The following is an 11636-nucleotide window of genomic DNA, read 5'->3' as shown; positions in this document are numbered from 1 at the left end:
TTTACTTTGGAGGAAAATGCAGCTGGCATGATCATCCGTATTATGTAGCCGGTACGACTATCGGTGTTATGCTGCCAATTCAATGAAGTTTCAGTAGGTTAGGTGGCAGGTGGCGCGCAGTCTAATACCTGTTAACCGCCATAGGAGATATTGCCTCATGCCCATCGAAGCTTGGCTTACCTTTGCCGTAGCGTCCGCAGCCTTACTCATTATTCCTGGGCCGACGATCTTGACTGTGATCAGCTACTCCATCGCGCAAGGCCGACGTGCAAATATTCCTCTCGTCGCTGCTGTAGCCTTGGGTGATTCAACAGCTCTTGTTTTTTCACTTCTCGGCCTCGGCGCCGTATTGGCAACTTCGGCTTTTTGGTTCACGGTAATCAAGTGGATTGGTGGATTGTATCTACTTTACATGGGTATAAGGCTTCTGCGTGCAGGTATATCATCGACGGAGGTTGCTACACCTGTTGCATCAGGCTCGCGCTGGAAGCTGTTCGCTAACACCTACCTTGTTACAGCATTAAACCCAAAGGGGATAATTTTCTTCGTCGCCTTTTTACCCCAATTTATCACCCCTGGTGCGGATGCCGGACAACAGCTTTGGATTCTTGCGGCCACGTTTGTGGGTTTGGCGACGCTAAATGCAACCTTGTACGCCGTGTTCGCCGCTTCAGCGCGCAAAGTGCTTACCTCGCCGCTCGCTCAGCGCCGCTTCAACTTTGTTGGTGGGTTTCTGCTGTCGTCAGCAGGGGTGTGGGCCCTGTTTGCTAAGCGCCCCGCGTAAAGGCGGCTAACCAGTGCAGGCACAGCGACGCCCTTTACATTGCGCCTTCGGCTCCATTACAAGGGCGCGCATGCTGCAAGCATTACATGAGCACATTCTGAAGGTCCGCCCCTGGCCGAATTCAGCAAGTCACAGAGTAAAGCGGAGAGGACGACATGTGCCCCGAAGTGAGCCTTCGGGGTGTTCCGGCTAGATGCCGATATCCTCGTCGTAGTCCTTGTCCGCGTGTGCTCGAAGGGGCGAGTCCTCATGGCAGTCGGCGTCGTGCAGGAAGGTCTCGGTGACGTCGAGCGTTCCCAGACTCTGGATCGTGCGCCGCCCCAGCAACACTGGATAATTCATGTCATCACGATCTTCCAGACTGAACTGTTCTTCGCGGAGCGTTTCTCCCATGCAGATCGTCATCAGCACGACAGGGCGGTGATCCTCGCCACCGGCACCGCTCACCTGGAGGTTGCGAAATACCGGTCGCTCGAAGGTCTTCGAGACGATGTCGTCACTAACCTCATCTTCGACCTCAACGGTAAAGCGCACCCAGTCATCGCCGTCGCGCTCGAATTCCTCGATGTCCTCGGCCTGCATGGAAGAGGTCAGGGCGCCACTGTCCAGTTTCACTTTGACTTCCGTGCCCCAGGGTTCGATCGTCGCTTTCTCGACCCAGCCATAGGTGGTTTCGTCGTCGGCGATAGCGGTATCGACCAACGGGGAGAGGCAGAAAACGGCAAACAGCGCGTGACGCAATGGCTTGTTCATTACGATTCCTCGAATGACAGGCATGAATAAGGGTTTTCGCAGGCTCGTATTCAGCCAATGAGCCACTAATCGAGAGCCGTGAGCACCGCTCACGAAAAAGACAGCGATGGATAACCACGCGCGTGGTTATCCTGAAGCAACCTCAAATCTGGAATATCTGAGGTGTTGGTTCGAGTCGCCATGGGTAGACCTCAGTCGGCGCTGAGTTTTGAGGATCAGGCCGGTGTGTTGAGGTACGCTTGGCATCTTCTGCGCTGAGCTGATGTGTTCGCTCTGCTGCTTGGAATGCTACCGCTTCATGCTCGCCTAGCTCTTGCGTGGAGAGATAGACGAATGCTAGCGAGAGGCAGCTCAGTGTCAGCGCGGATAACAAAAGCTTATCCATTTTCCTTCCTGCACGTCGCGATAAATGAGGCAGAGTACAGGAGCTGTTGGAGAGGATAAACCCCCCACGAAATTACTGGACATGTAGGTAATTCGGTCTAGTCCCAGAGGAAAGCAGGGATGTGCGAGGCGGAAAGGGCCACCGATTGATCGAGATCAAAGTGCCGGCTAGGTTGGAGTGGTAGCGTGGTCCCGGCCCATGTGCGACGGTTGCCTAACGGAGATTCCGGGGTACTACAAGGCACCGCCGAGCTGAGTGTCAGCGTTGTCGACGAACATCAGGCCACAACGACAGAGCACGATGTCGAAGCTTTCGGGGAGCGACAGGGTCCCGATATCCATCACCCGGAACTCGACATTCGTCAGGCCCGCTGTCTCGGCCCGCACTTGGGCTATGCCGAGCATCGCCGGTGAGATGTCCACGCCAAGGACCCGTCCCGTGGGCCCGACACGCCTGGCGGCCTCCAAGGCGGGTTCGCCGATGCCTGTCGCCAGGTCCAGAACACTGTGCCCGGGGGCGAGACCTACCTGATCGAACATACAGCGCGACAAATCCCCTAGTGCATTCTCGATCAATGGGAACCAGTGTTGCCAGGCCGTCGATTGGTCGTTCATGGGTATATCTTCCCAGGTGGATAGATTCTGCCCCCGTCGAGACCAGCGGATAGCTGGTCATGTAGCAGCGCGTAGACACAAAGACTTCCGGTAATTGTAATATCGAAATTCAAGGGGTACTCGTGAGCGAAGCTCATACCCGGCAACTATCAACATGGCACCCGACAGGTTTCCTTGATGTCCGTGGCGGCGTGCGGCAATCGCAAATCCCGGTACAGGATCTTTATTGCCGAGCTATACTTAATTTCCATGAATTCCAACCTGTTAGGCCGCACGCTCGCTCCACGACCGACATCAATCTCCAAAGGAAATAGCACCATGGCCAAGTACCTGATCTCCTTTCCCAGCGCTGCGATAGTCGTGCCCGAAGGCGAGTGGGAGGCAGTGGGTCGCGACGCGCACGCCGTGATCGACGAGGCGAAAGCCGCCGGCGTCTACGTCTTCGGCGGCGGCATCGACGAAGGCGTGCCGCCCGTTCTCGTCGCAGCAGACGGAACAGTCGCCGAGGGCGGCTACCCATGGGCGCCCTCGCTTGACGGCGGCTTCACTGTGCTCGAACTACCCTCACGCGAGGAGGCCGTCGCGTGGGCCGCGCGCATCGCGAAGGCCTGTCGTTGTGACCAAGAGCTACGCGTCTTCGGGTTCGACCCGCAGTCCTGAGGGCAGCAATTCATTCAAGCCGACGCTGGTCTTCCCCCACTTCAGTGGACACGCCTCTGATCTGACCGTTAATCATCTCTCCTGACGGATTGGAAGCGTGTCAGGATTAGCCTGCACTTCCCGGAGTCACATACCAGGGCCAATGAGGCGGGGTGGCTGGCCTTCATGTGAATGTCATGTTTCTGACAATGCTTGCCATCGATAATGGCTGAACGAAGCACGACGGCTGTCGGCCTGGCTTGAGAGATCAATGGCTGGTGTTCCTTTCACCCTCATGTTGCCAATAGCCTTGCATGCGCCCCGCTGAAAAAGGAGTTTTCGATGTCAGAGCAAACGCAAATACTATGGACACCTGCTGGTGTGAATTTACCATCCCTAGGCTCAAGGGCCCTTGTGGATGTGTCTGACGGAGATACACCCAATATCCGCATGCCTATTCGCATGTTGTCTATTGACACACCCGAAGTGACTGCGAGATCGACCGAGCGAGCTGCTGAGATCGATAACAACTTCGTCGAATTGGCTGAATGGATCCGATCCGGTGTCGCTCCCGTCGAAGAGGCGTTTGGTGAGTATCTTGTGCCGAAACTGGAAAGTGGCAATGCCGGTACGTTGCACTTCAGTCAGGGAAAGCATGCCAGTGAATTCCATAAGGATATTGTCGAAAAGCGACTGTCCCGGCCAAGTTCCGACAGAAAGCGAAATCTATTCATTAGAGGAGCTGAGTCATCATTCGATGGATACGGGAGATTGTTGGCTTACGTCGCGCCTTCTTATAGCAAGAAAGAGCGTGACGAGATGAGCCGTCGTGAGAGAGCCACTTTCAATTTGGATTTGATTGAAAGTGGCTGGGCCGCCCCTTTCATTATCTTTCCCAATATTCCGGGTGAGCTTGATTTGCCGCTTTTTCTGGAAATGGCAGTCGACGCGGTGAAAGAAAAAAGAGGGCAGTATCAAGATCCCTTGTCTCTTCCCGGTTACGAATATCGGATGTGTGAAAAGCTGTATTCAATCACCAAGAAATTAGTCGATGGTGAATCCATCCCATATCGCGAACAGCTCAGGTGGAGGTCGAGGTATTGTGCGGATATGAGAAGCCGGGAGCTCTTCGGCCCTGAAGACTATTTCGAGATTCCGGAACCCTATCGTTTATGGATCTGGCCGGATGATGTTCAACGTGCCATCGGTATGTTGAACCTTGTTCCGTCTTCTCGTCATTGAGTTCAACCTGCCTGTTGTAGCTATCAGGTGTGTTGACCATTAAGCATGTAGCTTTGCCTTCGCGCGCTCTTGCGGCGCGGACCATGCTGGAGGCCGCCAGCCTGGCCCGCGAGGCAGATGTCGCGATCCGCTATGCGCGCACCGCGCCGACTGAGTTCACGTCGCGCGAGCTGTTCCGCGATACATTCCATGACATGTGCAGCCCGGCATTGCTTTCCGGCAATCGACGTACCCTGAGTGCCGCAGAGCTTCTCCAATATCCACTCATTCATTTCGACTGGTTCAAACCAGACTCCGATACGCCGACCTGGCAAAAATGGTGGGCGACCGCGGGAACGATCGACGCTGGCAGCACACGACCCGAAGCGGCCAGAGGGTGTCATATCTGCGCTGCAATGGCGCTCTTGTCGATGATCGACCAGACGGTCTTGATCTTTCCATCATCGAATTCATAGAAAACATTCTCTTCGAATTGTACAGGCTTACCGTTGACAGGCAGTCCGAACAGCATGCCGACCGGTGTGCAGTTGAACTTCAGGCGACTGGCTACATAGGGAGGCTGCGAGACCAGTAGTGCGATTTCAAAGTAAAGGTCTGGAATTGCTAGAAAATCTTCTTCAAGCATGGAGCGGTAACCGGTCAGCCCTATGATTTCCTCATTGTAGCGAACGTTCTCGCTGACATAGCGGCCCAGATTGTCCCAGTCCTGTTGGTTCAGGCACTCGATGTAGCCGCGATAGCTCGCAGATAACTCGTCGCTGTTCATCGCTTTACCTCATCAGATTACGTCCCGCAGACGGCAGTGGGACTGGTTCATCTTACAAGTCAATGACCGCTTCGACCGCTGAGGTTTCATAAGACTTCACTGAAGGTCCGCTCCTGGCTGAGTGAGGAACATTCGCCTAGGTTGATGGAATGGCCGAGGTAGCTGGCGAACCAAAGTGGGCATTTCGAAAAATTCAGCCAGTCCGTTCATTCCATCATAAGATAGGTAGTCAAATCACTGTCATGAAAAAATGAGTTTCTAGCATGGAAAAAGTTGCGATATTCGTTGACGTGCAAAATGTATATTACACAGTGCGGGAAGCCTATAAGAGTAACTTTGATTACAACAAGTTTTGGTCAAAGGTTACCGCTGGCAGAGAGGTCGTGAAAGCGTTCGCCTATGCAATAGATAAAGGTGACAGAAAACAACGAGAATTTCAAAATATACTTAGGGCTATTGGTTTTGAGGTAAAGCTGAAACCGTTTATTCAAAGATCGGATGGTTCTGCGAAAGGTGATTGGGATGTTGGCATCACTCTCGATGCCATGGAGTACGCGGAACAGTCGGATGTCATCGTGTTGGTATCGGGCGATGGAGACTTTGATCTTCTAGTCAATAAAATTCGTAATGTGTATGGGAAAAAAGTGGAAGTCTATGGCGTTCCCCAGTTAACAGCAGCTTCGTTAATGAACGCCGCTAGTGAGTTTGTAGCGATAGATAAAGAGCTTTTGTTAACGCACTAGCGTCTGCTTTCACTCTGGCGCACTCGACCAGCACGCCTGGCGGTGTGCTGATTACCCGCTACTTGCGCAACGGCCAGGTGCGCACAGGGTCGTTCGATGAAGTCGAGTAGGGAAAGCCAGAGCGAGAAAATGCGAGACTGACAGGGCAGGGCGTTCAGTCGTGCACCTTTCACGTCCTCTGGCGGGGGCGGTGGTAGCCATCGGCGCGCGGATCAGCGATCCAGTGATTCTGGTAGCTTCGCTATCACCTTGATTTCGAACTGGAAGCCATAGAGCCAGGTGACGCCGACGGCAGTTAACGTCGGGTGGGGCGCATTACCCCAGAACTCTGGTACGACCTTCCAGATCGTCTCGAACTTCGATTCGGGGTCGACCATGAAGACAGTGACATCAATCACGTCGTCGAATGTGCACTCGGCTGCTTTTAGGATCGCCTCTAGATTCTTGAAGGCGAGCCTGACTTGCGCCTCGAGGTCGGGCTCCGGTGAGCCGTCTTCTCTACTACCGACTTGTCCTGAGACGAACAAAAATCCATTGGATCGGATCGCCGGCGAATAGCGATTGCGCTCATACAGCGCTTGGCGGCCGGCCGGGAAAATAACGTCACGCGTAGTCATGTCATGCTTGGTCATGTCACGCATAGTCATGTAGTGCCTCCATCAATGGGTCAAAGCGACCTTGAATCAACGATGGTGGTACTTTAGGCGCTGGTGGTTGGCGGATAAACGAGCAAATCTATCCATCACTGTTTGTAAAATACAAACAATCGCAAGGTTCCCTTGGAGCAGGTATGGACCGTTTCGATGCAATGCAGGCATTTGCGCGGGTGGTGGAAACCGGAAGCTTCACCAAGGCAGCCGAAACGCTTCACATGAGCAAGACCACCGTAACGCAACTCGTGCAGCAGTTAGAGGCACGGCTGCGTGTCAGGCTGCTGAACCGCACGACGCGCAAGGTTAACGTGACGGCCGATGGGGCCGCTTACTACGAGCGCGTGCTACGGCTGCTGGCGGATTTAGACGACGCCGAGACTAGCCTGTCCAGCGCTTCGACGTTGCCGAGGGGCCGCTTGCGGGTGGATGTCCCCAGCCCACTGGCTCGCATGATTCTGGTGCCGGCACTACCGGCGTTCCATGCCCAATACCCGGAAATCCAATTGGACATGGGGGTTAGCGATCGCGTGGTGGATCTTATCGATGAGAACGTGGATTGTGTCGTGCGCGGTGGCGAGCTCACCGATCAATCGCTAATGGCAAGGCGCGTCGGCGACTTGCAGCTTGGCGTTTATGCAGCGCCAAGCTACCTGGAACGCGCCGGTTCGCCCGCGCACCCTCAAGAGCTGGAAAATTCGCACCACCGTATCGTGGGCTTCCTATGGTCCCGCACTGGTAAAACCTTCCCCTATGCCATGCACCGCAATGAAGACAGCATCAAGGTGCAAGGCCGCTATGTCTTGTCAGTAGACGATGGTAATAGCTATCTTGCTGCTGGTCTGGCCGGCCTTGGCATTCTTTGGCTACCGGACTATATGGCCAAGGAGCACCTTGCCTGCGGTGAGCTAGTGCCACTCTTCGAAGACTGGCGCCTCGACCCGATGCCGCTGTACGTGGCGTTTCCACCAAATCGGCATGTAAGCACCAAATTGCGTGTGTTCATCGATTGGGTCGCCGAGCTGATGGCGCGGCATGCGCCTATCATTGACCGCCTTTTGCCGAATGCGGAACGTTAGACTACGTTGATGCAATTGCTGCGGCAGCACACGAGTCAAAGGGAATGCCCGGCAAACATGAACGTGCCCGCACAACAGCTACTGGAGCCTGCATGAAGGTCAAACGAATTGTTGCCAATGTCGCTACCCAAGATCCGGCTGAGGCTGATGCATTCTATGGCGATGTCTTGGGATTGGAACTCGCCATGGACCATGGTTGGCTTCGCACCTATGTTGCAAGCGATAAGAAGTCCGTACAGGTCAGCTTCGCTAGCCAAGGTGGCTCGGACACTCCCGTGCCAGATTTATCAATCGAGGTAGACGATCTCGCGGAGGCACTCAGTCGGGTCCAACGTGCCGGAATTCCGATTGAGTACGGCCCGGTCAGTGAGCCTTGGGGGGTACGACGGTTCTATGTTCGCGATCCATCGGGCAAGCTCGTCAATATCTTGCAACATGAGTAATCGCATTCACCCTAAGGAAGCGCTGATGCCGACAAATAGCAAATAGCATGACAAGTCTATCTTGATATAAGCTGGCTTTAATTCAGAGTGTCAATGTATGAATAACATGAATCCTAAGGTTGACGACTATTTGAGTAAGGTCAAGAAATGGCAGGAGGAATTGAAAGAATTGAGGCTGATAGTTCTCGACAGTCAGCTGACCGAAGAACTAAAGTGGGGTAAGCCTTGTTACACGTTCCAGAATAATAACGTAGTGATACTTCAGGGGTTCAAGGAATCCTGTGCGCTTTTGTTTGCCAAAGGTGCCTTGTTGAAGGATTCCAATGGTATTCTGGAAAAACCCGGTGAGAATACCCAGGCGGCACGTCGGATTCCGTTCACTAATGCTCGTGAAATAGTGGAGATGGCAACCATCTTGAAAGCCTATGTCAATGAAGCTGTTGAGGTGGAAAAAGCGGGCTTGAAAGTGAATTTCAAAACGACTGATGAGTTTAGCATTCCTGAAGAATTTCAAAATAAATTAGATGAAATTCCTGCCTTGAAAAGCGCTTTTTATGCATTGACGCCAGGGCGGCAAAGAGCATACTTGCTTTATTTTTCTGGGGCCAAACAATCCAAGACCCGGGAGTCGAGGGTCGAAAAATATATGCAGCAAATTCTCGATGGAAAGGGGTTGAACGATCGCTAATGTCAGCAAATGCTCGATTCTGGGAAGGTTGGTATCGAAAGCGTTCATGATTCTTGGCTGAGCAACGTGGTGATATGAGGAGGAGTTGTGAAGAGTCTGAAGTACCATTTTGAACTGATGGCTTCGTATAACCAGTGGATGAATGTAAAGGTTTATGAAGCGGCGAGTCGCCTTACTGAAACAGATCTCATCAAAGATCGCAGCGCCTTTTTTGGCTCTATTTGGGGCACTCTGAACCATATCGTTGTCGGCGACACTATCTGGCTCAAGCGGTTTGCTACCCACCCTTCCTGTACGACGTCCTTGCGTGAGGTTGCGTGTCTTCCGAGCCCAACTAGCTTGGATCAGATTGTTTTCGATGATTTCCGTAGCTTGTATGAGCAGCGTGCTTTTTTGGATGAGAAAATCATCGATTGGATCGACAAACTTTCCGATAGCGATTTGGATTATGTCCTTAGCTACCACAACATCAAAGGGGTAGCGGCGAATAAGCGATATTCAAGCCTGCTCCTTCACTTCTTTAATCACCAAACTCACCACCGTGGGCAGGTTTCGACTTTGCTATCACAGGCCGGTGAGGATATTGGTGTTACCGATCTTTTGGAGTTGATTCCGGAGGAAACTCATGTATAACCAGCCGCTGTTGTCGGACAGTTTTTCACCAATTCGCGGCTCCAGTGGTACTTGGGCGGGGCAAGGGCCTCTTTAGCGAGACTGCTAAGCCATCCGCGCTGCGGCATAGATCACCCGTGACAAAGCCTATCGATAATGAGGAAGCGTTCTGCGTGACTTGCTTCTTCGTTGATATGCCGTAAAAGTCCGAAACATTCCAGCAGGTTAGGTGAGATTCCGGGAATGCGACCGATGATTCCGACATCGCGGTCCCGCTTTCCGGGACCGCTGAGGGCAAAAGGCGGAGGCTGCGTCAAAGCGTCTCCTCCAGGAGCATGGCCAGGCGCTTGTGATGCCGCGCGTCGGCGACCGCGTCGTAGGAAGGGGCGTCCTTGGCCGTGAAGCCGTGGGCCGCGCCCTTGTAGAGCTCGGTGGTGAAGTGCACGCCGGCGTCGGCCAGCGCCCGGTCCATGCGGGCAATCTGCTCGGGGGGCAGCAGCTCATCCTTGTCGGCGTGGCCAAGATAGACGCGCCCCTCAATGGTGCCGACCACGTGCACGGGACTGTTCGGGTCGTCGGCGTCCGCCAATCGGGCCGAGTGAAAACCGGCCGCGGCGGCAACGCGGCCGGGGTGTTCGGCCGCTATGCGAAGCGCGAATGCCCCGGTCATGCAATAGCCGACCACGCCCACCTTGCCGTCCGCGAACTCGGCCTCACCATCGATGCAGTCCAGCAGGGCGGCAAAATCGCGAGATTGTGCCTCGGGTGTCAGGTGGGCGGCATACTCGAGCAGGGTCGGTCGCACGTCCGGATCGCGGAAGGACTTGCCCTCCGGCACAAGGGGGCCGATCGCATCGCGGTAGTAGACGTTGGGCATCAACACGGCGTAGCCGTTGTCCGCAACCCGCTGCGCCTTCTCGTGATAGCAGGGGCGCAGGCCGCCGATATCGGTGAACAGCACCACGGCCGGAAGCGGGCCGTCGGCGTTCCCGGGCGTGAAGACGTGAGCGTCGATGGTGCCGTCGGCAGCGGAGATTTCGATAGCACGAGACATGAATGGGCTCCGGGGTATCGATGGTGGATGATGCAGAGGGCACGGCTCTCTTGCTCGCGCCGGCCGTTGTCCGACCACGACGGCGGCTGCCCCCAACGGATGATACTAGCTTACTGCCCCGCCCCGCAGGAACCGACCACAAAGCTGATATGGTGGCAAAGGAAGAGAGCACCTCGATTCGTGTTATGCAGCTGTCGCAATGTTCGGCGTTATGCTCCCGAGCTATACTTAATTTCCTTTAATTTTAGATGGTTGGCTGTGAGTGGCGTGCGGTATAACACGAATGAATGTGCCGGCGCGTTCAAGTGGATATGCGAGCACGCAGTCTAATACCTGTTAGGCTTATGCGGAGGCTGCTATGAAATCGGAGATTACAAAGGCACCTGTTGCAGAGACGGAAATGCTCATTCGCAAACCCGTCGCAGAGGTATTTGAGGCTTTCATCGACCCTGATATCACAACTAATTTCTGGTTTACGAAAAGCAGTGGTCGACTTGAAGTTGATCAGGAAATTAAGTGGGATTGGGAAATGTACGGAGCGTCCACCTTGGTGCTCGTAAAAGCCATTGAACCCAATAAGCGCATTCTAATTGAGTGGGACGGATATAGCGGTCGCACCACGGTTGAGTGGAGATTCGTTGCGCGCGAAGATTTAACGACATATGTTGCCATTACAGAGTCTGGCTGGACAGGTGATGGAGACGAACTCGTCAAGTATGTTGGCGAGTCGACACAAGGATTTACCTGGACGCTTGCCGGCCTCAAAGCTTTCCTTGAGCATGGCATCAAATTGAATCTTGTAGCGGACAAAAACCCTGATGCGCACGTGGATGGATGGCAGTAAGCCTAACAATACGCTACTGTCGGACAAATTTTCCGCTACGTGTCTGGTCCAGGATCTGTTGCAGGGGCTGGGGGACTATCTTGCGCTGGATACGCCAGACGCAAAGCTCGCTTCCCTCTGCCTCCAGCGTTTCCTTATGACGAGGTGGCATGGCGGTCGGTCCAGTACCAACTGAACATCATGGTGGCGGCAATCACCACCGCGACCACTGCCAGCACCATCCTGACCTCGAACAAGTCGTTCATGGACTGGGGCGAGATCTTCGGTGATCAGGTCATTGCAGGCCCGTTCATCCGTCTTCTGCAGCCGGCACAATTATCATTGTCATGCTGCCGAGCTA

15 protein-coding genes are annotated in these 11636 nt (G+C 54.1%); 10 read left to right on the top strand and 5 right to left on the bottom strand.

The features are described 5' to 3' along the window. The first annotated feature begins 157 nt into the window (after positions 1 to 157). Entirely contained in the window at positions 158 to 784 is a 627-nt protein-coding gene (locus tag L861_RS04895) for a LysE family translocator (protein ID WP_016415456.1), read from the top strand. Positions 785 to 973: 189 nt separating this feature from the next. Here the strand turns inward: L861_RS04895 and rloA3 are convergent, their stop codons facing one another. Beyond that, entirely contained in the window at positions 974 to 1537 is a 564-nt protein-coding gene (gene rloA3, locus L861_RS04890; protein ID WP_016415455.1) for a retropepsin-like aspartic peptidase RloA3, read from the bottom strand. 618 nt (positions 1538 to 2155) lie between these two features. Then, a complete protein-coding gene (locus L861_RS04885) occupies positions 2156 to 2536 on the bottom strand; it encodes a class I SAM-dependent methyltransferase (RefSeq protein WP_016415454.1) in 381 nt (126 codons plus the stop codon). Between the two features lie 318 nt (positions 2537 to 2854). On the opposite strand from L861_RS04885, the gene L861_RS04880 reads away from it, so the two are divergent. From L861_RS04880 to L861_RS24015, 3 genes are all read left to right on the top strand, one after another. Further along, positions 2855 to 3196 carry a YciI family protein gene (locus L861_RS04880; RefSeq protein WP_016415452.1) on the top strand — a complete coding sequence of 114 codons (342 nt, stop codon included), beginning with the start codon at positions 2855 to 2857 and terminating at the stop codon, positions 3194 to 3196. Positions 3197 to 3517: 321 nt separating this feature from the next. Next, positions 3518 to 4417, top strand: coding sequence for a hypothetical protein (locus L861_RS04875; RefSeq protein ID WP_016415451.1), 900 nt, complete (start codon positions 3518 to 3520; stop codon positions 4415 to 4417). 83 nt (positions 4418 to 4500) lie between these two features. Then, positions 4501 to 4872, top strand: a complete 372-nt coding sequence (locus L861_RS24015) for a LysR substrate-binding domain-containing protein (RefSeq protein WP_081696281.1) — start codon at positions 4501 to 4503, stop codon at positions 4870 to 4872. On the opposite strand, the gene L861_RS04870 is transcribed toward L861_RS24015, so the two are convergent. Continuing rightward, positions 4797 to 5183, bottom strand: a complete 387-nt coding sequence (locus tag L861_RS04870; RefSeq protein ID WP_016415450.1) for an ester cyclase — start codon at positions 5181 to 5183, stop codon at positions 4797 to 4799. The genes L861_RS24015 and L861_RS04870 overlap by 76 nt on opposite strands. 263 nt (positions 5184 to 5446) lie before the next feature. Between L861_RS04870 and L861_RS04865 the strand changes: the two genes are divergently transcribed. Further along, entirely contained in the window at positions 5447 to 5926 is a 480-nt protein-coding gene (locus tag L861_RS04865) for a LabA-like NYN domain-containing protein (protein ID WP_016415449.1), read from the top strand. A 212-nt stretch (positions 5927 to 6138) separates the two neighbouring features. Here the strand turns inward: L861_RS04865 and L861_RS04860 are convergent, their stop codons facing one another. Continuing rightward, entirely contained in the window at positions 6139 to 6573 is a 435-nt protein-coding gene (locus L861_RS04860; protein ID WP_016415448.1) for a RidA family protein, read from the bottom strand. A 143-nt stretch (positions 6574 to 6716) separates the two neighbouring features. Between L861_RS04860 and L861_RS04855 the strand changes: the two genes are divergently transcribed. From L861_RS04855 to L861_RS04840, 4 genes are all read left to right on the top strand, one after another. Continuing rightward, positions 6717 to 7655 carry a LysR family transcriptional regulator gene (locus L861_RS04855; protein WP_016415447.1) on the top strand — a complete coding sequence of 313 codons (939 nt, stop codon included), beginning with the start codon at positions 6717 to 6719 and terminating at the stop codon, positions 7653 to 7655. A 92-nt stretch (positions 7656 to 7747) separates the two neighbouring features. Then, positions 7748 to 8098, top strand: a complete 351-nt coding sequence (locus tag L861_RS04850; protein WP_016415446.1) for a VOC family protein — start codon at positions 7748 to 7750, stop codon at positions 8096 to 8098. Positions 8099 to 8195: 97 nt separating this feature from the next. Further along, positions 8196 to 8786 carry a YdeI/OmpD-associated family protein gene (locus L861_RS04845; protein ID WP_027947415.1) on the top strand — a complete coding sequence of 197 codons (591 nt, stop codon included), beginning with the start codon at positions 8196 to 8198 and terminating at the stop codon, positions 8784 to 8786. Between the two features lie 87 nt (positions 8787 to 8873). After that, positions 8874 to 9419 (top strand): DinB family protein, encoded by a 546-nt coding sequence (locus L861_RS04840; RefSeq protein WP_016415444.1) that lies wholly within the window; start codon positions 8874 to 8876, stop codon positions 9417 to 9419. A gap of 292 nt (positions 9420 to 9711) precedes the next feature. Here L861_RS04840 and L861_RS04835 read toward each other — a convergent pair whose 3' ends face one another. Then, positions 9712 to 10452: a dienelactone hydrolase family protein gene (locus L861_RS04835; RefSeq protein WP_016415443.1), complete on the bottom strand. Its 741-nt coding sequence runs from the start codon at positions 10450 to 10452 to the stop codon at positions 9712 to 9714. A 358-nt stretch (positions 10453 to 10810) separates the two neighbouring features. On the opposite strand from L861_RS04835, the gene L861_RS04825 reads away from it, so the two are divergent. Next, positions 10811 to 11296 (top strand): SRPBCC family protein, encoded by a 486-nt coding sequence (locus L861_RS04825; protein WP_016415442.1) that lies wholly within the window; start codon positions 10811 to 10813, stop codon positions 11294 to 11296. Positions 11297 to 11636: the final 340 nt, after the last annotated feature.

The organism is Litchfieldella anticariensis FP35 = DSM 16096, from assembly GCF_000409775.1.
GTDB classification, from domain to species: domain Bacteria; phylum Pseudomonadota; class Gammaproteobacteria; order Pseudomonadales; family Halomonadaceae; genus Litchfieldella; species Litchfieldella anticariensis.
Note: the sequence above shows the minus strand (reverse complement) of the source record. Positions and strands in the feature narration are given on the sequence as shown.

Excerpts from the sequence above, each read along its gene's own strand:
- L861_RS04880 (WP_016415452.1), top strand. The coding sequence starts at position 2,855 with ATGGCCAAGTACCTGATCTCCTTTCCCAGCGCTGCGATAGTCGTGCCC.
- L861_RS04855 (WP_016415447.1), top strand. The coding sequence starts at position 6,717 with ATGGACCGTTTCGATGCAATGCAGGCATTTGCGCGGGTGGTGGAAACC.
- L861_RS04860 (WP_016415448.1), bottom strand. The coding sequence starts at position 6,573 with ATGACTATGCGTGACATGACCAAGCATGACATGACTACGCGTGACGTT.
- L861_RS24015 (WP_081696281.1), top strand. The coding sequence starts at position 4,501 with ATGCTGGAGGCCGCCAGCCTGGCCCGCGAGGCAGATGTCGCGATCCGC.
- L861_RS04835 (WP_016415443.1), bottom strand. The coding sequence starts at position 10,452 with ATGTCTCGTGCTATCGAAATCTCCGCTGCCGACGGCACCATCGACGCT.
- L861_RS04885 (WP_016415454.1), bottom strand. The coding sequence starts at position 2,536 with ATGAACGACCAATCGACGGCCTGGCAACACTGGTTCCCATTGATCGAG.
- L861_RS04825 (WP_016415442.1), top strand. The coding sequence starts at position 10,811 with ATGAAATCGGAGATTACAAAGGCACCTGTTGCAGAGACGGAAATGCTC.
- L861_RS04870 (WP_016415450.1), bottom strand. The coding sequence starts at position 5,183 with ATGAACAGCGACGAGTTATCTGCGAGCTATCGCGGCTACATCGAGTGC.
- L861_RS04850 (WP_016415446.1), top strand. The coding sequence starts at position 7,748 with ATGAAGGTCAAACGAATTGTTGCCAATGTCGCTACCCAAGATCCGGCT.
- L861_RS04865 (WP_016415449.1), top strand. The coding sequence starts at position 5,447 with ATGGAAAAAGTTGCGATATTCGTTGACGTGCAAAATGTATATTACACA.
- L861_RS04845 (WP_027947415.1), top strand. The coding sequence starts at position 8,196 with ATGAATAACATGAATCCTAAGGTTGACGACTATTTGAGTAAGGTCAAG.
- L861_RS04895 (WP_016415456.1), top strand. The coding sequence starts at position 158 with ATGCCCATCGAAGCTTGGCTTACCTTTGCCGTAGCGTCCGCAGCCTTA.
- L861_RS04875 (WP_016415451.1), top strand. The coding sequence starts at position 3,518 with ATGTCAGAGCAAACGCAAATACTATGGACACCTGCTGGTGTGAATTTA.
- rloA3 (WP_016415455.1), bottom strand. The coding sequence starts at position 1,537 with ATGAACAAGCCATTGCGTCACGCGCTGTTTGCCGTTTTCTGCCTCTCC.